Origin of the sequence: Streptomyces sp. NBC_00386 (assembly GCF_036063235.1) — a bacterium.
Taxonomy (GTDB): Bacteria; Actinomycetota; Actinomycetes; order Streptomycetales; family Streptomycetaceae; genus Streptomyces.
Genome location: NZ_CP107950.1, coordinates 3,706,740 through 3,729,820 on the forward strand (window position 1 = coordinate 3,706,740; position 23,081 = coordinate 3,729,820).

At 70.4% G+C, this 23,081-nt stretch carries 23 protein-coding genes; 10 read left to right on the forward strand and 13 right to left on the reverse strand.

The window, feature by feature from the left end:
• The first annotated feature begins 73 nt into the window (after positions 1–73).
• Positions 74–571: a transcription elongation factor GreA gene (greA, locus tag OG780_RS16115; protein WP_326785819.1), complete on the forward strand. Its 498-nt coding sequence runs from the start codon at positions 74–76 to the stop codon at positions 569–571.
• A 151-nt stretch (positions 572–722) separates the two neighbouring features.
• On the opposite strand, the gene OG780_RS16120 is transcribed toward greA, so the two are convergent.
• From OG780_RS16120 to ilvA, 3 genes are all read right to left on the reverse strand, one after another.
• Positions 723–1,580, reverse strand: a complete 858-nt coding sequence (locus tag OG780_RS16120; protein WP_326785820.1) for an ABC transporter permease — start codon at positions 1,578–1,580, stop codon at positions 723–725.
• Positions 1,577–2,611, reverse strand: a complete 1,035-nt coding sequence (locus OG780_RS16125; RefSeq protein WP_328448817.1) for an ATP-binding cassette domain-containing protein — start codon at positions 2,609–2,611, stop codon at positions 1,577–1,579. The genes OG780_RS16120 and OG780_RS16125 overlap by 4 nt, the downstream gene beginning before the upstream one ends.
• A gap of 200 nt (positions 2,612–2,811) precedes the next feature.
• A complete protein-coding gene (gene ilvA, locus OG780_RS16130) occupies positions 2,812–4,041 on the reverse strand; it encodes a threonine ammonia-lyase (protein ID WP_328448819.1) in 1,230 nt (409 codons plus the stop codon).
• A gap of 165 nt (positions 4,042–4,206) precedes the next feature.
• Between ilvA and OG780_RS16135 the strand changes: the two genes are divergently transcribed.
• The 3 genes from OG780_RS16135 to OG780_RS16145 all read left to right on the forward strand — a co-directional run bounded on the left by OG780_RS16135 (position 4,207) and on the right by OG780_RS16145 (position 5,678).
• Positions 4,207–4,713: a MarR family winged helix-turn-helix transcriptional regulator gene (locus OG780_RS16135; RefSeq protein WP_328458162.1), complete on the forward strand. Its 507-nt coding sequence runs from the start codon at positions 4,207–4,209 to the stop codon at positions 4,711–4,713.
• A gap of 219 nt (positions 4,714–4,932) precedes the next feature.
• Positions 4,933–5,430 (forward strand): sigma factor-like helix-turn-helix DNA-binding protein, encoded by a 498-nt coding sequence (locus tag OG780_RS16140; protein WP_328448821.1) that lies wholly within the window; start codon positions 4,933–4,935, stop codon positions 5,428–5,430.
• Positions 5,427–5,678, forward strand: coding sequence for a hypothetical protein (locus OG780_RS16145; RefSeq protein ID WP_328448823.1), 252 nt, complete (start codon positions 5,427–5,429; stop codon positions 5,676–5,678). The genes OG780_RS16140 and OG780_RS16145 overlap by 4 nt, the downstream gene beginning before the upstream one ends.
• Positions 5,679–5,727: 49 nt before the next feature.
• Here OG780_RS16145 and OG780_RS16150 read toward each other — a convergent pair whose 3' ends face one another.
• The gene (locus OG780_RS16150; RefSeq protein ID WP_328448825.1) at positions 5,728–6,882 is read right to left on the reverse strand and encodes a cystathionine gamma-synthase; all 1,155 of its coding nucleotides are present in this window, start codon (positions 6,880–6,882) and stop codon (positions 5,728–5,730) included.
• A 156-nt stretch (positions 6,883–7,038) separates the two neighbouring features.
• Between OG780_RS16150 and OG780_RS16155 the strand changes: the two genes are divergently transcribed.
• Together OG780_RS16155 and OG780_RS16160 are read left to right on the forward strand one after the other, a co-directional pair.
• Positions 7,039–8,157 (forward strand): hypothetical protein, encoded by a 1,119-nt coding sequence (locus OG780_RS16155; protein WP_328448827.1) that lies wholly within the window; start codon positions 7,039–7,041, stop codon positions 8,155–8,157.
• A 250-nt stretch (positions 8,158–8,407) separates the two neighbouring features.
• Complete coding sequence (locus tag OG780_RS16160) at positions 8,408–8,971, forward strand: hypothetical protein (RefSeq protein ID WP_328448829.1); 564 nt, start codon at positions 8,408–8,410, stop codon at positions 8,969–8,971.
• 117 nt (positions 8,972–9,088) lie between these two features.
• On the opposite strand, the gene OG780_RS16165 is transcribed toward OG780_RS16160, so the two are convergent.
• Together OG780_RS16165 and OG780_RS16170 are read right to left on the reverse strand one after the other, a co-directional pair.
• A complete protein-coding gene (locus tag OG780_RS16165; protein WP_328448831.1) occupies positions 9,089–9,394 on the reverse strand; it encodes a DUF1905 domain-containing protein in 306 nt (101 codons plus the stop codon).
• A gap of 356 nt (positions 9,395–9,750) precedes the next feature.
• Positions 9,751–10,293, reverse strand: a complete 543-nt coding sequence (locus tag OG780_RS16170; protein ID WP_328448833.1) for a hypothetical protein — start codon at positions 10,291–10,293, stop codon at positions 9,751–9,753.
• A 311-nt stretch (positions 10,294–10,604) separates the two neighbouring features.
• Between OG780_RS16170 and OG780_RS16175 the strand changes: the two genes are divergently transcribed.
• Positions 10,605–11,834, forward strand: a complete 1,230-nt coding sequence (locus OG780_RS16175) for a serine hydrolase domain-containing protein (protein ID WP_328448835.1) — start codon at positions 10,605–10,607, stop codon at positions 11,832–11,834.
• Positions 11,835–11,865: 31 nt separating this feature from the next.
• Here the strand turns inward: OG780_RS16175 and OG780_RS16180 are convergent, their stop codons facing one another.
• A complete protein-coding gene (locus OG780_RS16180; protein WP_328448838.1) occupies positions 11,866–14,010 on the reverse strand; it encodes a restriction endonuclease in 2,145 nt (714 codons plus the stop codon).
• Between the two features lie 344 nt (positions 14,011–14,354).
• Positions 14,355–15,398, reverse strand: a complete 1,044-nt coding sequence (locus OG780_RS16185; RefSeq protein ID WP_328448840.1) for an NAD(P)-dependent alcohol dehydrogenase — start codon at positions 15,396–15,398, stop codon at positions 14,355–14,357.
• A 174-nt stretch (positions 15,399–15,572) separates the two neighbouring features.
• Here OG780_RS16185 and OG780_RS16190 point away from each other — a divergent pair, with 174 nt between their 5' ends.
• Positions 15,573–16,487, forward strand: a complete 915-nt coding sequence (locus OG780_RS16190; RefSeq protein ID WP_328448842.1) for a helix-turn-helix domain-containing protein — start codon at positions 15,573–15,575, stop codon at positions 16,485–16,487.
• A gap of 11 nt (positions 16,488–16,498) precedes the next feature.
• Here OG780_RS16190 and OG780_RS16195 read toward each other — a convergent pair whose 3' ends face one another.
• The 5 genes from OG780_RS16195 to OG780_RS16215 all read right to left on the reverse strand — a co-directional run bounded on the left by OG780_RS16195 (position 16,499) and on the right by OG780_RS16215 (position 21,680).
• On the reverse strand, positions 16,499–17,269 hold the full coding sequence (locus OG780_RS16195; RefSeq protein WP_328448844.1) for a group II truncated hemoglobin: 771 nt from the start codon (positions 17,267–17,269) through the stop codon (positions 16,499–16,501).
• Positions 17,270–17,414: 145 nt separating this feature from the next.
• Complete coding sequence (locus tag OG780_RS16200) at positions 17,415–18,098, reverse strand: ABC transporter ATP-binding protein (RefSeq protein ID WP_328448846.1); 684 nt, start codon at positions 18,096–18,098, stop codon at positions 17,415–17,417.
• Positions 18,099–18,139: 41 nt separating this feature from the next.
• Positions 18,140–19,600, reverse strand: a complete 1,461-nt coding sequence (locus OG780_RS16205) for an ABC transporter permease (RefSeq protein WP_328448848.1) — start codon at positions 19,598–19,600, stop codon at positions 18,140–18,142.
• A gap of 214 nt (positions 19,601–19,814) precedes the next feature.
• The gene (locus tag OG780_RS16210; protein WP_328448850.1) at positions 19,815–21,083 is read right to left on the reverse strand and encodes a L,D-transpeptidase; all 1,269 of its coding nucleotides are present in this window, start codon (positions 21,081–21,083) and stop codon (positions 19,815–19,817) included.
• 252 nt (positions 21,084–21,335) lie between these two features.
• Positions 21,336–21,680, reverse strand: a complete 345-nt coding sequence (locus tag OG780_RS16215; protein ID WP_328448852.1) for a hypothetical protein — start codon at positions 21,678–21,680, stop codon at positions 21,336–21,338.
• Positions 21,681–21,790: 110 nt separating this feature from the next.
• Between OG780_RS16215 and OG780_RS16220 the strand changes: the two genes are divergently transcribed.
• Both OG780_RS16220 and OG780_RS16225 read left to right on the forward strand, forming a co-directional pair.
• A complete protein-coding gene (locus OG780_RS16220) occupies positions 21,791–22,156 on the forward strand; it encodes a hypothetical protein (protein ID WP_328448855.1) in 366 nt (121 codons plus the stop codon).
• A gap of 38 nt (positions 22,157–22,194) precedes the next feature.
• Complete coding sequence (locus OG780_RS16225) at positions 22,195–22,947, forward strand: DUF2625 family protein (protein WP_328448857.1); 753 nt, start codon at positions 22,195–22,197, stop codon at positions 22,945–22,947.
• Positions 22,948–23,081 lie beyond the last annotated feature (134 nt).

The following is a 23,081-nucleotide window of genomic DNA, read 5'->3' on the forward strand; positions in this document are numbered from 1 at the left end:
TCGCCCACCCGTGAGAGAACATCCTTCTGGGTAGGGCGATGCTTTGTATTCCCAGTACCTACGAGGAGCACCTGTGACCCAGACCAGCGAGAACGTCACCTGGCTGACCCAGGAGGCGTACAACCAGCTCAGGGCCGAGCTGGAGTACCTGTCTGGTCCTGCGCGCACGGAGATCGCCGCCAAGATCGCGGCCGCGCGCGAGGAGGGCGACCTGCGCGAGAACGGCGGGTACCACGCGGCCAAGGAAGAGCAGGGCAAGCAGGAGCTCCGTGTGCGCCAGCTGACCCAGCTCCTGGAGAACGCCAAGGTCGGCGAGGCTCCCGCGGCGGACGGCGTGGTCGCGCCCGGCATGATCGTGACCATCGCCTTCGACGGCGACGAGGACGACACCCTGGACTTCCTGCTCGGTTCCCGCGAGTACGCGAGCTCCGACATGGAGACGTACTCTCCGCAGTCGCCGCTGGGCGCCGGAGTGAACGGCAAGAAGGTCGGCGAGGACGCCCAGTACGAGCTGCCGAACGGCAAGCTCGCCTCGGTGAAGATCCTCAAGGCCGAACCGCACCGGGGCTGAGCCCGAGACCGGCGACGACGATGCCCCCGGCAGCACGCCGGGGGCACTGTCATATCCGCGTCGAGGGTGGCGCCGGCGTGACGCCGGCGCCGAACGGCAGCTCACGCCGTCACGCCGAACGGCAGCTCACGCCGTCACGCCGAGCGACACCTCACGCCGTCGCCGAGCGGTACTTGCGGACGGCGAGCGTCCGGAAGATCACCACGATCAGGACCGAGTAGATCACCGAGGCCCACAGGGAGTGCCGCATGGGCCAGGCGTCGGACGTCGACACGCCCGGGTTGGCGAACAGCACCCGGCAGGCCTGCACGGTGGCGCTGAACGGGTTCCAGTCCGCGACATGCCGCAGCCAGGGGGTCATGTTGCTGGTGTCCACGAACGCGTTCGAGATGAACGTGACCGGGAAGAGCCAGATCAGCCCGCCGGAGGTGGCCGCCTCGGGCGTCCGCACGGACAGGCCGATGAGCGCGCCGATCCAGGTGAACGCGTACCCGAGCAGGAGCAGCAGCCCGAAGGCCCCGAGGACGCGGAACGCGTCGGTGCTGCCGTTCGAGCCGACCCGCCAGCCGACCATCACCGCGACCACCGCGAGGACCAGCAGGGTCAGCGCGGTCTGCACGAGGTCGGCCAGGGTGCGGCCGGTGAGCACCGCGCCCCGCGCCATGGGCAGCGACCGGAAGCGGTCGATGAGGCCCTTGTGCATGTCGTCGGCGATGCCCGCTCCGGCGCCCGCGGTCGCGAAGGTGACGGTCTGGGCGAAGATGCCGGCCATCAGGAAGTTGGTGTAGTCGGTGGCGCTGGTGCTGCCGCCGATCTTCATGGACCCGCCGAAGACATAGGTGAACAGCACCACGAACATGATCGGCTGGATCAGTCCGAAGATGACCATCTCGGGGATCCTGGACATTCTGATCAGGTTCCGCTTGGCGATGACCAGGGAGTCCCGGACGGACTGGTAGACCGGGTTCGAGGGTGCCGTGACCCGCACGGCGTCGCTGACGGCGCTCACTTCGCGGCCTCTTTCCTGCTCTTGTCGCTCCGGGCGTCCTTGCCCTTGCCGTCCCGGCCGTCCCCGGAACCGCCGTTCTCCTCGGCCTTCCCCTCGGCGACATGGCCGGTGAGCGAGAGGAAGACGTCGTCCAGGGTGGGGCGGCGCAGGCCGATGTCGTCGATCTCGATGCCGCGGGTGTCCAGCTCGCGGATCACCTCCGCGAGGAGCTTCGCGCCGCCGGTGACGGGCACGGTGAGCTTGCGGGTGTGCTCCTCGACCGTCGTCTCGCCCTTGCCGAAGCCGCGCAGCACCTCGGAGGCGGTGGCGATGTGCTCGCGCTCGTGCACGACGACCTCGACGCGCTCGCCGCCGGTCTGCGCCTTGAGCTCGTCGGCCGTGCCGCGGGCGATGACGCGGCCGTGGTCGACGACGCAGATGTCGTGTGCGAGGTGGTCGGCCTCTTCGAGGTACTGGGTGGTCAGCAGCAGCGTCGTACCGCCGGAGACGAGCTGCTTGATGACGTCCCAGAGCTGCTGGCGGTTGCGCGGGTCGAGGCCGGTCGTGGGCTCGTCCATGAACATCACCGGGGGCGACACGACCAGGGCCGCCGCCAGGTCGAGACGGCGCCGCATGCCGCCCGAGTACGTCTTGGCGGTGCGGTCGGCGGCGTCGGCGAGGTTGAACTGCTCCAGGAGCTCGTCCGCGCGGACCTTCGCGGCCTTCGCCCGCATCTGGTAGAGCCGGCCGACCATCTGGAGGTTCTCGCGGCCGGTCAGGTATTCGTCGACCGCCGCGAACTGCCCGGAGAGGCCGACCCTGCGCCGTACCGCGTCGGGGTCCTTGAGCACGTCGACGCCCGCGACGACGGCCTTGCCGCTGTCGGGGCGCAGGAGGGTCGTCAGACAGCGGACCGCGGTCGTCTTGCCCGCGCCGTTCGGCCCGAGCAGGCCGAGCACGGTGCCTTCCGGGACATCGAGGTCGACGCCGTCCAGAGCCCTTACGTCACCGAAGGTCTTCACCAGGCCTTCGGCGTATATGGCGCCTGGCATGAGTGGTCTCCACGTCGTTGGGGATTTTCGGATGTGCGCGTACTTTCGGATGTGCGCGTACTGGGGACTTGCGCGGGACGACAAAGTCATCGGCCCGGCCTGTCGGCGCCGATCCACAGACCCACCGTAACGCGATGTATCGCGTCACTCAATGGATTTTCCCCGAGTGGGACGACCGGGCCCCACGGGCGGCTGCGCCCTCAGTCGATGACCGTGTACCCCGCCTCGCGCAGCGCCGTGTTCACCTCGGCGCAGTGATCGTGCCCCTTCGTCTCCAGGTGCAGCTCGACCTCCACCTCCGTGAGCCCGAGCCGTGGATCGGTCCGTACATGGCTCACGTCGAGGACGTTGGCGTCCGCCACTGACAACACCCCGAGAAGCGTGGCCAGGGCACCGGGCCGGTCGGTGAGCCGCAGTGTGACCGCCAGGTAGCGGCCGCCCGCCGCCATGCCGTGCCGCAGGATGCGCTGCATCAGCAGGGGATCAACGTTCCCGCCCGACAGCAGCGCCACGACCGGGCCCTCGAAGGCGCCGGGATCGCTCAGCAGCGCCGCGACGGAGCTCGCGCCGGCCGGTTCGACGACCAGCTTGGCGCGCTCCAGGCACAGCAGCAACGCGCTGGACAGGTCGTTCTCGGAGACCGTACGGACCTCGTCGACCAGCTCCTCGACGAGGCGGAACGGTACGTCGCCGGGGCGGCCGACCTTGATCCCGTCGGCCATCGTCGCCGGGTTCTCGACCGACAGCGGCCGCCCTGCCGCGAGCGAGGGCGGGTACGCCGCCGCACCCTCCGCCTGTACCCCGATGATCCGTACGTCCGGGCGCAGCGACTTCACCGCGACGGCCACGCCCGCCGCGAGCCCGCCGCCGCCGATCCCGAGGACGATCGTGCGCACCTCCGGACACTGCTCCAGGATCTCCAGGCCGACCGTGCCCTGCCCCGCGATGATGTCGGGGTGGTCGAAGGGGTGGATGAACACCGCGCCCGTCCGCTGCGCGTACTCCTGCGCGGCGGCCAGGGTCTCGTCGACCACCTGCCCGTGCAGCCTCACCTCGGCGCCGTAGTCGCGGGTGGCCGCGACCTTGGGCAGCGGGGCGCCGTTCGGCATGAACACGGTGGACCGCACGCCGAGCAGCGAGGAGGCGAGCGCGACACCCTGCGCGTGGTTGCCCGCGCTCGCCGCGACGACGCCCGCGGCGCGCTCCTCCGGAAGCAGGCCCGCGATCCGCACGTACGCGCCGCGCAGTTTGAACGAGCCCGTCCGCTGGAGGTTCTCGCACTTGAACTGCACCGGTGCGCCCACCAGCTGGGTCAGATACCTGCTGCCCTCCATCGCGGTCACCCGCGCCACACCCGTGAGCATCTTCTGCGCGCCGCGCACGTCGTCGAGAGTCACACTGGGAAAGGAGTCAGCCGTGCTGTAGCTCATGACCACCAGTCTCGCAGCTCACGCGGGCGCACTCCCATGGTGACCACGCTCCGAGACTCGGTTTGCGCAGCGCCGGTACGGCCCGCGCCCCGGCCGCGTAACCTGTCCCCCAACCCAGCTCCCCACGCATGAATTGAGCCCCCGGCCATGCCCACTACACCAGAGATGTCGATGGACATGACGACCGTCGGTGACACCGGTCTTCTCGAAGCCCTTCAGCACGAGGTCGCGGTCTTCGCGCGCCGTGCGGAACAGACCCGGCTAGGCGGGGTGGGGCAGGTGCGCAACTCCATGGACCGGGCCGCCTACCTGCTGCTCAACCGCCTCGACAAGGAAGGCCCGATGGGCGTCAAGGCGCTCGCGGCGAGCATGGGGATCGACTCCTCGACGGTCACCCGGCAGGTCGCCCCGCTGGTCGACACCGGGCTCGTCAAGCGCACCTCGCACCCCGAGGACGGACGCGCCGTGGTGCTCCAGCTCTCCCCGCGCGGCCAGTCCCGGCTCGACGAAGTACGCGCGTCCCGGCGTCAGTTGATGGCCGAGCTGACACACGAATGGGCCCCGGAGGAGCGTGAGGTGTTCTGCGCGCTCCTCACCCGCTTCAACGGCGCGCTCTCCGCCCGCCAGGCCACCCAGGGCATGTCTGCGCCGGAGTCCGAACAGGCCTCCTGAACCGCGTCCCGGGGGCGGGCCGCGGTCCGTACCCGGGGCCTCCGGGCCTCCGTCGCCCCGCACGCGCACGTGCGTGTGCGCCGAACTCTTGACCGGAAGGCGCCACCTGGCCTCATATGAGACCGGGTCCTCGTCGTACGGGGTGCGTCGGGTCGCACGCGGTCGCGGGCCCTTTCTCAGAGGTCGCCCTCACGGGGTCGTCCTCAGGCGGGAGGCGTGGTGCGAGAAAGGCGTGCCTCCCAGGGCATCCGCCGCACCCGGGAGTTCGAGACGTTCGTGGCGGGCGCCGCAGGACGGCTGCTGCACACCGCCACGCTGCTCACCGCGGAGCCCGTGGACGCCAACCCGCGCGCGCGGCGGCTGCTGACACTGGCCCTCGCCCATACGTACGCCTCCTGGGACCGGCTGCACGGCGAGGATCCCTACGACAGCGCCCGCCGGCAACTGATCGCGCGCTTCCAGCGCACCGCCTGGCACCAGTACGGGAGCTTCGGGCACCGGCGCACCTCCCCGGACCACGTCCTGGCCGGGCTCACGCCCCAGGAACGGCTGATCCTCATCGTCAGGCTGTACGAGGGGGTCGCCGAGGAGCAGGCGGCGGCGCTGCTCGGACTCCCCGCGGAACGGGTACGGGCGATCTGCGCCCGCGCCATGGCGACCCTGCTGCACCCGCCCCGCGACCCGGCGCCGACCCGGGTGGAGGTGGTGCCGTCATGAATCTGCCGGAACGCGAGGCGGCCGTACGACGGCTGCTGGAGCAGGCGCCCGCGCCCGTGGTACCGCCCGACCTGTACGGCGAGACGGTACGCCGCGGAAGGAGCATGCAGCGCCGCGGGAAGGCGGTGCGGCGGCTGCTGTGGCTGGCCCTGTTCGGCGCTGCCGTCGTCTTCGCCGTCTGGGCGGTGACGGCCCGTCCGTGGGTGGAGCCGCCTTCGGAGACGACTCCACCGCTGACGGGTTGGTGACCGCAGGCCACCACCGCTGACCGGCTGGTGGCGGCCCGGGGTGTCCGGCTCAGCCCAGGGCCTGCTGGAGGTCCTGAAGCAGGTCGTCGATGTTCTCGATGCCCACGGAGACACGGACGAGGTCGGCGGGGACCTCCAGCGCGGAGCCGGCGACCGAGGCGTGCGTCATGCGTCCCGGGTGCTCGATCAGGGACTCCACCCCGCCCAGCGACTCACCGAGCGTGAACACCTTGGCGCGGTTGCAGACCTCGACGGCCGCCTCCTCGCCGCCCGCGACCTGGAAGGAGACCATGCCGCCGAAGGCCCGCATCTGCTTGGCGGCGATCTCGTGACCGGGGTGCTCCGGGAGGCCCGGGTACAGAACGCGCGTCACGCGCGCGTGACGCGTGAGCATCTCGGCGACGCGGCCCGCGTTCTCGCTGTGCCGGTCCATGCGCACGGAGAGCGTCTTGGTGCCGCGCAGCACCAGCCAGGAGTCGAAGGGCCCGGCGACCGCGCCCATCGCGTTCTGGTGGTACGCCAGCTCCTCGCCGAGTTCCTGGTCGCCGGTGATCAGGGCACCGCCCACGACGTCCGAGTGGCCGCCCATGTACTTGGTCAGGGAGTGCACGACGACGTCCGCGCCGAGCGCGAGCGGCTGCTGGAGGTAGGGGGTCGCGAAGGTGTTGTCGACGACGAGCCGGGCACCCGCCTCGCGCGCGATCTGCGCGACCGCGGCGATGTCCGTGATGCCGAGGAGCGGGTTGGAGGGGGTCTCGACCCAGATCACCTTGGTCTTCGGGGTGAGGGCGGCCCGCACGGACTCGAGGTCGCTGGTGTCGGCCACCGACCACTCCACGCCCCACCGGGAGACGACCTTGGCGAAGAGCCGGAAGGTGCCGCCGTACGCGTCGTTGGGGATCACCACGTGGTCACCGGGGCTGAGCAGCGTACGCAGCAGGCAGTCCTCGGCCGCCAGTCCCGACGCGAACGCGAGGCCGCGGCGGCCGCCCTCCAGGGCTGCGAGGTTCTCCTCCAGTGCGGTCCTGGTGGGGTTGGCGCTGCGGCTGTACTCGTAACCGCCGCGCAGGCCGCCGACGCCGTCCTGCTTGTAGGTCGAGACCTGGTAGATCGGCGGGACGACCGCTCCGGTGAGGGGATCGGCGGTGTTGCCCGCGTGGATCGCGAGCGTCTCGAAATGCTGACTGATGTGCCTGTCGCTCATGAGTCCCGAGCCTAGTGCTCTCCAGGAGTTCATGACGGCGTACGCCCGGCGGCGCGGAGGGTCTTCGCGCGTACGCCCGGCGGCGCGGAGGGCCTTCGCGCACAGCGTGACGGACCGGGTTGGCCAATTGTCGGACCCGTCTGGTTCGCTGGAGGCATGCAGATTCTCTGGGTCCTGATGGCGCTGGCCATGTTCAGCATGGTCCTGCTGCCGGTGTTCCGGCGCAGGCGCTCCGGTATACAACTGGTCACGCCCGGTGACCCGGACGCCGCGGACCCGGCGAACTACGGCTTCCTGCGCCAGGAGGAGCTGGACATCCGCATGCCCGGCCCGGACGCGGATCTGCTGAACGTCCTGGACGTGGTGCAGCGGACCCAGGACTATCGCGCGGCCTCGCAGCTCCTGGCCGGCACGGAGACCGAGGGCGAGACCCGCTGGCAGCGGGTGCAGGCCTTCGCGGGCGCCGCCGCCCTGGAGCTCCAGCAGCGCCCCGGCGGGGTCAGCGAGACACCGGGCGGCCAGTGGCTGCGCGTGTGGCGTGCCGAGGCCCCCAAGGACGCGGGCGGCGCTGCGGTGCATGCCGAGTTCCTGGTGCAGCAGGCCTGGCGGACGTCGACGCCGGGGTCCGACGACTTCCGGATCATCATGGAGGAGGCTCGGTCCGCGTGCGGCGACGCGGCGCTGCTGTCCCCCGGTGACCCGATCCCGTACATCATCGAGCTGTCGGTGGCCCGTGGACTCGGATACTCCCAGCCGGAGTTCGAGAAGCTCTGGCTGAAGATCCTGGACCGCTCGCCCTCCCACATGGGCGCGCATCTGGCGGCCCTGCACTACTGGTGCGAGAAGTGGCACGGCTCGCGGGAGACGGCGTACGCGTTCGCGGAGGCCGCGGCGGCACGCGCGCCGCAGGGCTCCCTCCTCGCGGCGATGCCGCTCTTCGCGGTCTTCGAGCACCTTCCCGAGGTGAACCTGGTCCGCAGCTTCTATCAGAGCGAGGTCGTGACCAAGGCCGTCCACGGCGCGCTGTACGCGGTCCACGCGGCCCGCCCCGACGACCCGATGCTCGCCCACGTCCGCCATCTGCTGGTCTGCTTCCTGGTCCGCGGCGAGCGCTGGTCCGAGGCGATGGACCAGCTGGTGCGCGTGGACGGCCACGTCGGCGCCCTGCCCTGGACCCTGAGCCCCGACCCGGCCTCGGACTACGCGATATACCGCGCGCTGGCGGTGGCGGGCTACGAGGCGAACGGCGGCAGCCCGGCGACGCTGTCGCACTGACAGCGCCGCGGGGGTGAGCGTGCCCCGGGAAGTCGCTTGCCCGCCGGGCGCTCACCGACGCTCACGGGCACTCGCGGGCCACAACCCGGGCCTGAAGCCCTGACCCGCAGGCCTCCTCGGTGCCAGTGGACTTCCCCTGCGGCCCGGCGGTCCGGGTACTGGTTCCGCGATGCCGGCGTAATGGACGTCGGGGTGTTGTGGATGGCGGGAGGCGGAGTTGAGCGTCACAGGTGTGTGGATCGTCGGCGCGGTGCCCGACCAGAAGGTACGAGAACTGCTGGGCACCTCGGTTCAGGACTCGTCGCCGACGCCGGCGCGGGTGTCCTTGTTCAGCACGTCGACGAGCTCTCCGGGCAGCTGGAACGCTGACGAGGACGCCCTCCGGTCGAGCACATTCCTCGATGCCCGCTACGACGGCTCCGACCACGCGGAGGCGCTGCGCGACGCCGTCATGGACCACTTTCCACCTGATGTCGGGGAGGATTTGTTCGTGGCCGTGGTGCGCAGGGCAAGCCCGTTCTCCGCCTTGGCCTACGCGCTGGGTCCCGACGCGACGCTGCGGCTTCCGGGCTGGTTCGGGGAGTTCCTGCTCGATGCCGGGCAAGTCGGCGCTCAGTTGCCCGCGACCGAGGAGACCCTTGCCCTGACCGGGACCCCACGTCGTGACGCGATCGAGCGGATCCACGCGTGGACGTCCGGCCTGGGTGACGATCCTGCCCACGACGCAGAGGATCTGCTCGACGGCCCGCTGCGTGTTCTCCGCCACGCCGCCCGTACGGGGCAGGGGGCAGCCGGCCAAGTCCGCTGGTACTGAGTGGCCGAACACCCGTTTGCCCCGGCACCGTGCCTCGTCGGGCTTGGACCGACATCACCAAGTCCCCGCGCACAGGCTCGCCTTCCTTGCGGAACAAGCGGTGCCGTGACCGCGAACCTAGCGGGGCCGGGGTTCCTGGAGGCGGACCGCCATCCTCACCGTCACGTCGTCCCCTGCCGAGAGGCCGCTCGGCTTGCGCACGGCCACCTTGAGCGGCAGCAAGTAGCCGCCGTCCTTGGGAAAGAGCGACGTCTCGAAGGCGACCTCTCCCATCCGAGCCTCGACCGGGATCACGCCCCAGCCGTAGGTGGCCATTGCGGCAACCTCGCGGATGTCGGCGGACTCCTCGTCCGGTACACGCACGAAGTAGTACGGCGACGGTCCGCGCCATTCGATCACTCGGCCGGAGAATACGAACTCCATGCGGTCGGTCTCCTTCCATGAGAACGCCAAGACGCGTGACGGAGCCTTCAAAGGCTCCCGGTCGTCTCACCGCCCGACGCTTCACCCGTCAGCGCCCGGAGCGGTGACGGCCTGGTCCACCCTCTCAGGAAGGCCGACGGATCCCGTTGCCGGGCGACGTGCGCGCGAACCAGGTCCGCGTCTCGTCCGCGGTCAGGACGCGGGTCGGTTCGGCCGTGCCCGGGAGATGAGGAAAGAACGGTCGGCGTTCCGACTACGCTGGTATGTCGGTTCGTCGAGCACGAGCAGGCGACGCCCCTCCCACGACGTTCGCGGTGCGGTGGATCACGCCTGCGAGCGCGCTCCGGGGGCCGGACTCAGAACGACTCGGCGATCCCCGCCACCCCGCCGATGAACGCGCTGGTCAGCATCGCGGCGACCAGCACGCCGAGCAGTACCGACAGCGCCCGGGAGCTGCCCTGCGCACCCGCCCGGGAGCGTACGGCCATGGCCCCCAGAACCAGCACCACCAGGCCGAACAGGGAGAGCGCCAGCCAACCGAACGTGGCGTCCACGCCGATCTGTTCATAGCTGTCGTGGGCCGTCCGCCGCAACGCGACCGTGCTGCCGACAGGCAGGTCGCTGTCGATCGTGGCGTCGGGATCCACCACGGTCCCGTCGTCGGAGCGGAAGATGCCGTGGCAGTGCGGATACCGGTGGCCTCCGGTACGGCTCCACGAGCAGGCCTGGACGCCGAGGTGACCGGACGTGCCCGCCACACCCGTGGCGTACGCGAGATGCGTCACCGCGAGCCAGGTCACGAGCGTGCCCACGGCGAACAGACCGGCGATCACGAGCAGCGGACGCCGTGCCGACGCCCCCTCCCGGAGCCGGTCCCGACGGTTCGTCCGTCCCCTCATCCCGTCCCCCCGTTCCATCCCCTGCTCACCGCTCCCCCTGCCCCGGCCCCGGCCCCGGCCACACCTGTCCTGGTCGTCCACGCCGTACAGCCAGACACACGGGTGAGCCGAAGGGTTGCGGACCGTATCGCTTGCCTCCGTGCCCCAGGCACCGAGCCTCCGTGCCCAGGCACCACACCCCGAGCCTCGGTAGCGCCGAACGAGTGGACTTGCCGGAACGCTCATCGGACCGGGGCTCCTGCCGGGGGTGCGGATGGTGGTGTTGCCGTCTGTTCCCGTGAGCTGGATCTGATCCGGAAGAGGCTCCCCCCATGCGACGTACCCCCTACCGCCGTCCGTTCGTCGCGGCGCTGCTCGCGGCGTCCGTGCTGGCCCCGATGACAGCGACGTCGGCCGCGGCCGTCCACGCGGCGGATGTCCGCCCGGCAGGCGTCCGCGCGACGGACACGGACGGGTACGGCAAGGACGACGGCGCACGCGACAGTCTCGGCCCCGCGCTGAGCGCCCGGCTGGACAAGGCCATCGCGGACGTCCGCCGGCAGGCCGGTATTCCCGGCGTGGTCGTCGGGCTGTGGATGCCAGGCAAGGGGAACTACGTCCGCGCGACCGGTGTCGCGGACAAGGCCACCCGCGAGCCGATGTCCGCCGACTCCTACGTCCGGATCGGCAGCGAGACCAAGACCTTCACCGTCACCGCGCTGCTCGAACTCGTCGACCGGCACCGGGTCCGGCTGGACGACCCGATCTCCCGGTACATCCCCGGCGTGCCGAACGGCCGCCGGATCACGCTGCGTCAGCTCGCCGAGATGCGCAGCGGACTGTTCCCGTACACCTCCGACGCGGACTTCGAGCACGACCTGCTGAGCGACCCGCAGCGCGCCTTCATCCCGCGGGAGCTGCTCGCGTACGGCTTCAAGCATCCGAACACCTTCGCCCCGGGCGCGCAGTTCGAGTACTCCAACACCAACCTCATCCTGCTGGGCCTGGTCGTCGAGAAGGTCACCGGTCACAAGCTGCGCGACGTCATCGAGCGGCGGGTCCTGCGCCCGGCCCATCTGCGGCACACCCTGTTCCCGAAGGGGAACGAGTTCCCCAAGCCGCACCCGCAGGGCTACACCGACCAGACCCTGAGCGGCGAGGTCGCGAACTCCACGAACTGGAACCCGAGTTGGGCCTGGGCGGCCGGGGCGATGATCTCGAACCTCCAGGACCTGCGCCACTGGGCCAAGGTCGTCGCCACCGGCACGCTGCTCAGCCCCGCGACCCAGGCACAGCGCCTCAGGACACTGCCGACCGGATTCCCGGGAACGTCGTACGGCCTCGGCATCTTCGACGCGAGCGGATGGATCGGGCACAACGGCTCCCTGCCGGGATACGAGACCGTGACCGTCTACCTGCCCGCGAAGAAGGCCACCCTCGTCGTCATGATCAACACGGACATCACCTACCAGGGCCAGGAGCCGTCCACCCTGGTCGCCAGGGCCGTCACGGAGATCGTCACCCCGGACAACGTCTACGCCGGCGCGGTCGTCAATCCCTGAGGCTCGCGCCCGCGACCGTCGGCGGACGGTCCTACTCCACCGCGATGCCGAAGTCCCGTACGAGTTCCTCGAGACCGCCCGGGTAGCCCTTGCCTCCGAGGACGAACTTCCAGTTCCCGTCGTTCCGGCGGCGGAAGGAGCCGAGCACCAGGGCGGTCTCGCCCGGCCGGCCGTCGGAGACGTCGAGCCGGTCCAGTTCGACGAGGTCCTGGCCGAGCAGCCGGATGCAGGCGTCCGTGAAACCCGAGAGGTCGGCGTCCGGGGCGGCCTCGGGGTCGACGGCGGCCACGAGGACGACCCGGTCGGCCTCCGCGGGCAGCGCGTCGAAGGAGACGCCGATCGCGGCCTTGTCGGGCGGCGACGCGGGCAGCGCGGACACCGAACCATCCGGTGTCCGCGGGTTGTTGTAGAAGACGAAGTGATCGTCGTCGAGGACACGGCCGCCCCGGCAGACGAGCGCGCAGACGTCCAGGGCGACGCTTCCGGTCCATCCCATGCCCAGGATGTTGTGGTCGCCGGGCAGCCGGGGCCCCGGATCCGGCTGCCCGGGCCCCTGATCCGGCCGTGACGGCCTCGGCGACGGCTGCGACGGCCTCCCTGAGGACCGGGACGGTCGCGGTGACGGCCGGGAGGACGGTTCCGCCCGCGAGCGGCCCGCGTCGCCCAGCCTCCCCCGCAGCCCATGGCGATGCAGCAGGTCCACGAGTTCGGGGCCCGCGATCAGCTCCAGCGGCTTGCCGTCGGCGAAGGTGTGCGAGCCGGGGCCGAACCCCGACGTCGTCACGAGCACCCCCTTGTTGGCGCCCGCGTCCTGCACCGTCCCGTACAGATCGCGTACGGCGGTGGGCGGCACGGTGTTCCGGTACCGCTTCACCTGGACGACGATCTTGCCGCCCCGGATCGGCGCCGGGTCCAGCGCGTCGACGTCCACGCCGCCGTCGTTCGAGCGCTGGGTCGTCACCGCCTGCATCCCCATGGCCCGGAAGAGATCGGCCACGAGCTCCTCGAACGCGATCGGGTCCATGGCGTACAGGTCGGGTTCCTCGTCGCTGCCGTGGGCGACGACACGGTTCCCGACGTCCTGCGGCCGCCGGCCCGGCCGTACGGGCGTGAGCTGGTCCGGACGGGCCGAGAGCTGCCCGCGCAGTCCGTCGGCCAGACAGCTGCCCGCGTCCACCTGCGCCAGGTGCAGTCCGAGGAACGAGGAGCGGGCCGCCATGACCGTGACGAGAACGATGTGGTCCGGCCGGCCCGTGGCGGGGTCGTGTCCGTCCACGAAGCCGTTCAGGACGACCGATTCGAGTGCCCCCTGCTCGTCGGCTCCGAAGAGCTCGTGCAGCACGAGCAGCGCGCACTGCGCGAGGACCTCGCGGTACAGGCTCCGCCGCTGGGTCACGGGACGGGCGGTCTCCTTGTCCTGATCGGCCCCGGACAGGTACCGGACGGACTTCACCTCGGGGACGACGTCGTACGCGGGCAGCTCCCAGTCGAGGACGAGCTGCCCGGCCGCCGCGTCGTAGGCGGCGGCGATCCGGCGCGGAAAGCCCTCCGGCCACGCCGAGGACGAGTAGAGAGCGGCGGAGAAGTACTCGATCACGGAGTCGGGATCCCTGTGGCGGACCCCTTCGGCCACCTCGGCGACACCCGCGTTGTGCCGCCGCACCTCCGCCAGCCGGCCGTCGGCCCACTGCTGGTACTCCCGCTGGTACGACGCCAGTTGCCGCTGCCGGTGCGCCTCGGCGGCCTGGGCCGCGTGCCAGTCCCGCTCGAAGCGCGCCTGGGCCTCGGCCTGCGCCTGCGCCCGGCGGTTCGCGGTCCAGCCGCTCTGTGCCTGGTACCGGCCGATGTCCGGCATGACCACCGGCTGGGCCAGCGGTCCCGGGGCGAAGGGCTGGATGTCCTCGGGGCGCAGGAGCGCGGCGGCCCGGAAGGCGGGCGCCCGGCAGCCCGCCGCGAGCAGGCCCTGCAACGAGGCGACCTGCGCGTCCAGTTCTTCTGTACGGCGTCGCGCCTCGGCCTGCCGGTACTCGCGGTACTCCGTGGCGGCGCGCCGCTGCTGGGCCCGCGCCTGCTGCTCCTCCTGCCGGCGCCGTCGCGCGTCGAGCTCCTGCTGGCGCTGCTGCTGCCGCTGAACCTCGGCCCAGACGCCGACGAAACCCGTAGAGCGACGACTCATGTGGTGCAGGCCCTCCCCCGATGCCGGCAGCCGCGAAGGCCGCCGTTGGTTGTCCCCACAACCATGGGTAAAAGGGTGACTCTATCCAGTAATCGCCGTCCCGCACATCCGTTGGGCGACGGCCGCCGGAACCGGGCATTCTGGCAGGTCACCTCCGGTGAGAAGCACGAAGGCGCCGTTCCGGTCGTACGACCGGAACGGCGCCCAGGGGGCCTGCTTCGCGAGACGGCCGGACGGTCCCGGCCGGCCGGAACCGGCGGATCGCCCGGGCCGCCGGAACCAGCGGATCGTGGCCTGGTCGCCCGAGCCACAGTGACTGGCTGATCGTGGCCGGTTAGCCGGGACTAGCTGATCGTGGCCGCGTCGATCACGAAGCGGTAGCGCACGTCGCTCGCCAGGACCCGCTCGTACGCCTCGTTGATCTCGGACGCGTCGATCAGTTCGATCTCGGCGCCGAAGCCGTGCTCGGCGCAGAAGTCCAGCATCTCCTGGGTCTCCCGGATGCCGCCGATGCCGGAGCCCGCGAGGGTCTTGCGGCCGCCGATCACCGAGAAGAGGTTGAGGCGGACCGGCTCCTCGGGGGCGCCCACGTTCACGAAGGCGCCGTCCGTGCGCAGCAGGGCGAGGTAGGCGTCCAGGTCCAGCGGGGCGGAGACGGTGGACAGGATCAGGTCGAACGTGCCGCGCAGCGCCTTGAAGGTCTCCGGGTCGCTGGTGGCGTGGTAGTGGTCGGCGCCGAGCTTCAGGCCGTCGTCCTTCTTGCGCAGCGACTGGGAGAGGACCGTGACCTCGGCGCCGAGCGCGTGCGCGATCTTGACGCCCATGTGGCCGAGACCGCCCATGCCGAGGACGGCGACCTTCTTGCCGGGGCCGGCGTTCCAGTGCTTGAGCGGGGAGTACGTGGTGATGCCGGCGCAGAGCAGCGGCGCGGCCACGTCGAGGGAGATGCCGTCGGGGATGCGCAGGGTGTAGTTCTCGTCGACGACGATCTTCTGGGAGTAGCCGCCGTAGGTGGGCTCTCCGTCCTTGCCGACGGCGTTGTACGTGCCGACGCCGCCGCCGGTGCAGTACTGCTCCAGACCGGCGGCGCAGTTGTCGCACTCACGGCAGGAGTCGACCAGGCAGCCGACGCCCACGCGGTCGCCGACCTTGAACTTGGTGACACCGGAGCCGACCTCGGCGACGATGCCGGCGATCTCGTGGCCGGGCACCATCGGGAAGGTGGCCTTCCCCCAGCCCTCGCGGGCCTGGTGGATGTCGGAGTGGCAGATGCCGGCGAACTTGATGTCGATCAGGACGTCGTGCTCCCTGACCTCACGGCGTTCGATGGTGGTGCGCTCCAGCGGAGCCTTGGCGGCGGGCGCGGCGTACGCAACGACAGTGGTCATGCCGGGGTTCTCCTCGGGAGGGGGGTGGTCCGTGCCCGGCTGTCTCACGCCGGGCACGGCGTCCAGCCTGCCCGATCCCCCGGGGTTCACCCAGGCCACGGTTCTGCGTACGTTCGCTGGTCCTACCACTGGCGGGGTCAGGCTCAGGGGCGTACGACCGTCGATACTGGACGTATGGATGAACAGCCCTCCGAAGTGCCCGCCGGGGAGGCGGCCCACGCTCTCGACCGGCGCGCCGAGCTGAGCGAGTTCCTGCGCAGCCGCCGCGCCCGGCTGAAGCCGGAGGACGTCGGGATGCCCGACTTCGGGCGGCACCGCCGGGTGCCCGGGCTGCGCCGTGAGGAGCTGGCCCAGCTGGCCGGGGTGTCCGTCGCCTACTACACACGCCTAGAGCAGGGCAACGGCCGCAATGTGTCGGCCGAGGTCCTGGACTCCATCGCGCGGGCGCTGCGTCTGACGGATGCCGAGCACAACCACCTCACGCACCTCGCGAAGCCCAAGCAGCACAAGAAGAGGCAGGCGGCCAGGCCGCAGCAGGTGCGCGGCTCCCTGCGCCAGCTGCTGGACACGATCGACGGCGTCCCGGCGTACATCACCGGCCGGCGCTCGGACGTACTCGTGTGGAACCGGATGGCCGCGGCCGTGTTCGGGGACTGGTCGGAGCTGCCGCCGCAGGAGCGGAACTGGGCGCGGATGGTCTTTCTGCGGCCCGAGTACCGGGAACTGTTCGTGGAGTGGGAGCAGAAGGCGATCGACATCGTCTGTCTGCTGCGCATGGACGCGGGCTGCCATCCGGACGATCCGCGGCTGGCCGCGCTGGTCGGGGAGCTGTCCGTGAAGAGCGAGGACTTCCGGCGGCTGTGGGCGACGCACGACGTGAAGGAGAAGAGCCACGGGGTGAAGCTGCTGCGGCATCCGCTGGTGGGCGACCTCGCGCTGCAGTTCGAGTCGTTCCGGCTGATCGGCGACAGCGAGCTGGCGCTGGTCACGTATCACGCGGAGCCGGGGTCCGGCTCCGCCGAGGCGTTGCGGCTGCTGGCGTCGTGGGGGACGGACGCGACCCGGGCGGGCGCGTCCTCACCCCGCTGACGGATCCGGGCTCACGGCATGTACGGCGGCGCCGCGCCCCACGTCCACCTCGGTACGGGCTGCTCCGCCGGCGGCTTCGCGTCCGGGCCGGAGAAGTACACGGCCAGCCTCGTGCCCCACTCGGCGTAGGCGAGGAAGGCGGAGCGGAACTCGGCGTCGGTGGGGAGTCCCGCGTCGTCGGCGGCGTCCTGGAGCAGGTTCACCCAGCGGCGGCGCTGGACCTCCGTGATGCCCTTGCCCAGGTGCTTGGCGACCATGTGGCCGTGGCCGCCCTGGGTCTCGGAGTAGGCGGGCGGTCCGCCGAAGACCTCGCCGAGCCAGAGGGCGACATGGGCGGCGTGTTCGGGCGCGAGGCCGGCGAACAGCGGCGCGAGGAGGTCGTCCTTGAGGACCTTGTCGTAGAAGGCCTCGGTGAGACGGGCGAAGGCCTCGGCACCGCCCGCCCAGGCGTAGAGCGTGGGCACGGAGGCGCCCTGGCCCCGTACCGAGGTCGGCTTGTAGTGGCGCATCTCCTCGATGCTGCCGATGTACGGGCGGATCTCGGCGAGGAAGTCGGGGAAGAGCTCGGAGGTGCGGAAGCCCTCGATGTGGTCCTCGGTCGAGGTCCAGGTGATCCTCAGGATGAAGTGCTCGAAGTCGTCCTCACAGCGTGCGAGTTCGTAGTCGACGCACTGCGGGGCCGCGGCGAGCTGGACGGCGGCGCGGGTGTAGGCGGCCAGGAACTCGGCCGACTGCTCCTCGGGAATCCGGTAGCGGACGTATTCGACTGTCGAGACGGTCATGCCCCCACACAAACACGGAAGGGCCACCGGAAGCTCTCTTTCCGGTGGCCCTTTCGCTGCGGGCTCACTTCCGCGCCGTGGGAAACGGGCCGAGGCCGCCGGCCGGAGCACGCACGCTCCGCCCCCGGTCCCGTGCCCGCCGCCGCTACGCTCCCGCGTTCTCCTTGACGCTGATCTTCCCCTTGCGGATCGTGGCGACGCGCGGGGCCTTCTTCGCGATCGCGGAGTCGTGGGTGACCATGATGAAGGTCAGCCCGTGCTCCTTCCACATGGCTTCGAGCACGTCCATGATCTCGTCGCGCATACCCTCGTCGAGGTTGCCGGTGGGCTCGTCGGCGAGCAGCACCTTGGGCTGCTTGACCAGGGCGCGGGCGATCGCCACGCGCTGCTGCTGACCGCCCGACAACTCGGCGGGCAGGTGCCCGAGCCGCTCGGCGAGCCCCACGGACTCCAGGGCCGCCGCGGCCCTCTCACGCCGTTCCTTCGCCTTCACGCGCAGCGGTACGAGCGCGGTCTCGACGTTCTCCTGGGCGGTGAGCGTGGGGATCAGGTTGAAGCTCTGGAAGACGAAGCCGATGTTCTCGCTGCGCACCTTGGTGAGCTTCGCCTCGGACAGCTTGGCCATGTCGACGCCGTCGAGTTCGACGCTGCCCGCGGTGGGGCGGTCGAGCCCGCCGAGCATCTGGAGCAGGGTGGACTTGCCTCCGCCGGTGGGCCCCTGGATGACGAGCCGGTCGCCGTCGCCGATCGTCAGGTCGATCCCCGCGAGCGCGTCGATCGTTTCCTTGCCCCGCGCATAGCGCTTGGTGACGCCTCTGAGTTCGTACATGGTCTTACTCCTGGGATACGTAAGTACGTGAGGGGCGGGGCTTATTCGACGCGGCGCAGGGCGTCGGCAGGACGCAGCCTGGAGGCGCGCCAGCCGCCGAAGGCTCCGGCGATCAGGCCGCCGGCCACGGCCAGGGCGACCGCGATGACGATGGTGTCGACGCTGACGGGCGCGGTGAGCGCGACGTCGAGGGCCTTGGAGGCGGTCTGCCGCGCCGGGCCGCCGAAGCCGCCGCCGGGACCGCCGCCCTGGCCGCCGCCGCCCGTGTTCCCCAGCTGTGCCTGGAGGTTGGGGCTGATCTCGGTGACGACGTAGGCGCCCGCGAGGCCGAGGGCGATGCCGAGGGCACCGCCGACCAGACCGTTGACGATGGCCTCGCCGACCACCTGGCGGGTCACCCGGCTCGACTTCCAGCCGAGCGCCTTGAGGGTGCCGAACTCGCGCACCCGGCGGGACACGGCGGAGGAGGTGAGCAGACCGGCGACCAGGAACGCGGCCACGAGCACCGCGATCGACAGCCACTTGCCCACGCTCGAGGCGAGGTCGGAGGCGGTGGACAGGGAGCCGGAGACCGTGTCCGCGAGGTCGGCGGAGGTGGTGACCGTCGTACCCGAGATGTTCTTCTGGATGGTGCTCTTGACGCCGGCGATCTGCTGCGAGTCCGACGCCTTGACGTAGATCGTCGTGACCTTGTTCTTGGAGTCGCTGAGCGTCTGCGCCTGCTGGAGCGGGATGTAGAGGTTGGCCGCCGCGTCACCGCTGTCCGGGGTCGCGATGCCGATGATCTTGTACTTGACGCTCTTGATGGTGACGGTGCCACCGAGCTTGAGCTTCTTCTCCTTGGCGTACGACTTGTCCGCGACGACGACCTTGGCGTTCGTCTCGGAGGTCTTGAACGTACGACCGCTGGTGATCTTCGACGAGGTCAGCGGGCCCAGGGCCGGCTTGGTGACGTCGGTGCCGTAGACCGTGTAGTTGTTGACGTCGAAGTTGGCGCCGCCGCCCTCGACGCGGCCCTGCGGGGACTGCTGGCCGCCGCCGGGGCCGCCCTGCCGGCTGCCACCGCTGTTCGGGTCCTGCTTGAACTGGCCCCGGGTGAACTGGCCGTTGATGCGGATGACCTGGAGGCTCAGGCCCCCGACGGAGTCCGCGACGCCCTTCTGCGCGTCGACCTTGGAGACGGTCGAGGAGGCCAGGGTCTGGAAGCCCTGGACCATGACGCGGTCACTGCTCTGTTCCTTGTCGGAATCGCTGTCCTTCGCGTCGAAGTTGAAGCGCGGGCGGTCGCTGGTGCTGTTGGCCGGCGCGGCGGCCTTCGTGACCGTCATGTCGGTCCCCAGCCCGTACAGCGACTGGAGGACCTTGCCCTGCGCCTTCTCCATGCCCGAGGACACGGAGCTGACCACGATGACCAGGGCTATGCCCAGGGCGAGCCCGGAGGCGACGACGAGGGCCGCCTTTCTGCGGCGGCGCAGTTCGCGCCTCAGGTAGGTGAAGAACATGGCCGCAAGCTAGTTACGGCGTGTGATGAAGGAATAAGGCCGAAATAAGAGAACCATGAGAAGGCTGTGGCCGGGCCCAGAAATCTTTGGGAAACACCGATGCGGCGGCGGCCCGTGAGGGCCACCGCCGCATCGGTGTTCGTTCGCGTCCCGGCCTCGGCGGACCGTCAGGTCCCGCCTCGGCCTCCGCGGACCGTCGAGCTCGCGCTTCGACTCAGGCGGCCGAACCGGCCTTCCAGGCCGCCCAGTTCAGGTTCCAGCCGTTGAGGCCGTTGTCCGGGGCGATGGTCTTGTCGCCGGTGTTCTTGACGACCACGACGTCACCGATCAGCGAGTGGTTGAAGAACCACGAGGCGGGCGTGTTGGCGTCGTTGGCGCCCTTGGTGTCCGACAGACCCACACAGCCGTGGCTGGTGTTGACGGAGCCGAAGATGGACTTCGGGCCCCAGTAGTTGCCGTGGATGAAGGTGCCGGAGTTCGACAGACGCATGGCGTGCGGCACGTCCTTGATGTCGTACTCGCCCTTGCCCTTCTCGTCCTTGAAGCCGACCGTCGAGCCGTCCATCCGGGTCTCCTTGAACTTCTCGGAGATCACCATCTGGCCCTGGTACGTGGTGTTCTCCGGAGCGCCCGCGGAGATCGGGATGGTCTTGACGACCTTGCCGTCCTGGGTGACCTGCATCGTCTTGGTCTTGGCGTCGACGATGGAGACCTGGTTGCGGCCGATCTTGAAGGTGACCGTCTTCTGCTGCACACCGTAGACACCGCTCGCGCCCTGGACCCCGTCGAGGTTCAGCTTGAGGGTGACGGTGGAGCCGCCGGTCCAGTAGCTCTCGGGGCGGAAGTCCAGGCGGTTGGCGCTGAACCAGTGCCCGACGACCTCCTGGCCGCTGCTGGAGGAGACGGTGATCCCCTTCTGCACCGCGGCCTTGTCGGTGATCGCCTTGTCGAAGTTGATCGAGACCGGCATGCCGACACCGACGGTGGAACCGTCCTCGGGCGTGAAGTTGCCGATGAAGCTGTTGGCCGGGGAGACCGTGGTGAACGACGCGTTCTCGTGGGCGGTGCGGCCCTCGGAGTCGGCGGCCTCGGCGGCGATCTTGTACGTGGTGGCGCGCTCCAGCCGGTTCAGCGGCTTCCAGCTCTTCTTGTCCGCCGATATCTGACCGGCGACGGCGGTGCCGGACGCGGTCTTCATCGTGACGGACGTGAGCGAGCCCTTGCCGACCGTGACGGCGGTGCCGTTGTTGATCGAGGCGTTGTCGGAGCCGTCCTTGGGCGTGATCGTGATCTGGGCCTCGGACGTCTTCTTGGCCGCCGCCTCGTCGACCTTGGCCTGCGACGTGGAGTCGCCATCGCCCGAGGCGCTGGCCTTGCCTCCGCCCCCGCTGCACGCAGAGAGCACCAACACCCCGCCGAGCAGTGCGGACGCGGTCATGAGACGCTTGCGCCGCTTACTGTTCGTCATCACACGCTTCTCCATCGTTGCCGATTCCCGAAAAGGACCACGGGAGTCCCGTAACTAGTACGAACGCCAAAACCGGTTCACCCCGTTCCACTTCACACGGAAGTGTGGCCCACGACACGTCCGCCACGTCCGCCGCGTCCGGACACACGGACCGAAGCGGTACGGAAGGGTGGTGCGCAGGGGTGGTGCGGAGGCGGCTCACGCTTCGCCGGGGACAAAGAATCCCGGACGGCGGTCGCCGACCGGGATCAGGGTTCCCGGACCGCTTCAGCCGCGCACGTCTTCCTCGTCGTCCTCGTCAGCATCATCCTCGTCGATGTCCCAATCCGGCGAATCGGGATCATAGTCAATGGGCTCGCTGCTCCACGAGGCCTGCGCGAGTTCGATTCCGGGCACCGCGCTGACCAGGTCGAACGGGTCGACGAGATAGGCCAGGGCCTCCGCCGTGTCTTCCGTCACTGCGCCCTCGGCATGCGCTCTTTCGTCGGCCGGCATGTCCGTGTCGTCGCCGATCCGGCCCAGCGCGGCCCGGGTGACGGCGTCGGCATCGTCGATCTCCAACACGAGTTCGACACGAAGCCGTACAAACTGTGAAGTCTCTGGGGTGCTCATGGGAGGGAGCGTACGGCTCCCGGCATGCGCGACTTTCCCACGACCCGCGCCTTTCACTAGCATCGGCCCCCACGGCCAATTCGCTAGCGCGACAAGGGGATCGATATTTCGTGTCCGCCGCACGTCGATCGTTGCTGACCGCCACCGCAGCGGGGACCCTCCTGGGTGCCCTGTGGTTCGTCCCGTCCGCCAACGCGACCCAGGACGTACCCACACCGGGCTCGACGGCGTCGACGTCCGCGGCACCGACCGTCACCGCGTCGACAGGGACGTCCGCGGAGGCGGACGGCAACGGGACCCGCACGCTCTCCGGCGACGACGGGCCGCACACGCTCTCCGGTGACAACGGGACCCGGCTCGCGGACACAGGCGCCGTGGACACCACTCCGTATCTCGTCGGCGGCACGCTCTTCCTCGGTCTGGGCGCCGGATTCGTGGCGTATTCCGTGCGCCGAGAGCGCATGATGGGCTACTGAGCGCGTCGACCGCGTCCGGACAACCCACGGGGAAGCCCATGCGAGAGCTGAGCGAGCTGACCGACGTCGAGGAACCGGCCTGGCCGCTGCTGTCCGAGGCGATCGCCGCGAGCGGGGTGTCCATGGAAGTGCCCCCGGTGGACCCCGATCTGGGCCGCGCGAGCCTGCTCCAGCTCCAGGTCACCGCACGGTCCTGGCTGGGCGGGATGGTGCTCAACTGCGGCGGTGTGGTGCTGGACAGCGGATGGCTGCGGATCTACGGCAGTCCGGCCGAGGACGAGCCGACGGGGCTGCCGGGCGGCTCGACGGACCTGCCCTCGCTGGCCGAAGTCAACGGATTCCCCGAGTACTTCGATCCCGGCTGGCGCCCGCGGGACGGCGGGCTCGTCGTCGGGCACGACGTACTGGGCGGGGTGTTCCTCCTCAACGGCGCCGACCCGGAGTCGGTGGGGCGTCCCGGCCATCCCGGCGAGGTCGTGTACTTCGCGCCGGACTCACTGAAGTGGGAGGCGCTCGAAGTGGGCCACGGGGCATGGCTCCAGTGGCTTCTGGGCGAGGGCACGGACAAGTTCTACGACACGCTGCGCTGGCCCGGCTGGCGGGCCGAGTCCGGCGCCCTCACGGGCACGCAGGGGCTGTCCGTGATGCCGTTCCTGTGGTCGGCGGAGGCGCGGCGCGATCTGATGTCGACCAGCCGCCGCGCGGTGCCGCTGGCGGAACTGCTCAGCCTGCACCGGGACTTCGCCCTGAAGCTGGACGGGGTCGACCCGGGTTTCCTCGGCGACGTCTGAACCCCGCACCACGCGGCCCGGTTCAGCTCCGGGAACCGCGAGAGGCGGTCTCCCCGGCCGCGGGGCGTGGTCCGTTCACGCGGCGGCCCCGCACCCCACGGGCATGATGCCAGGGGGTGCGGGGCCGCGGCGAA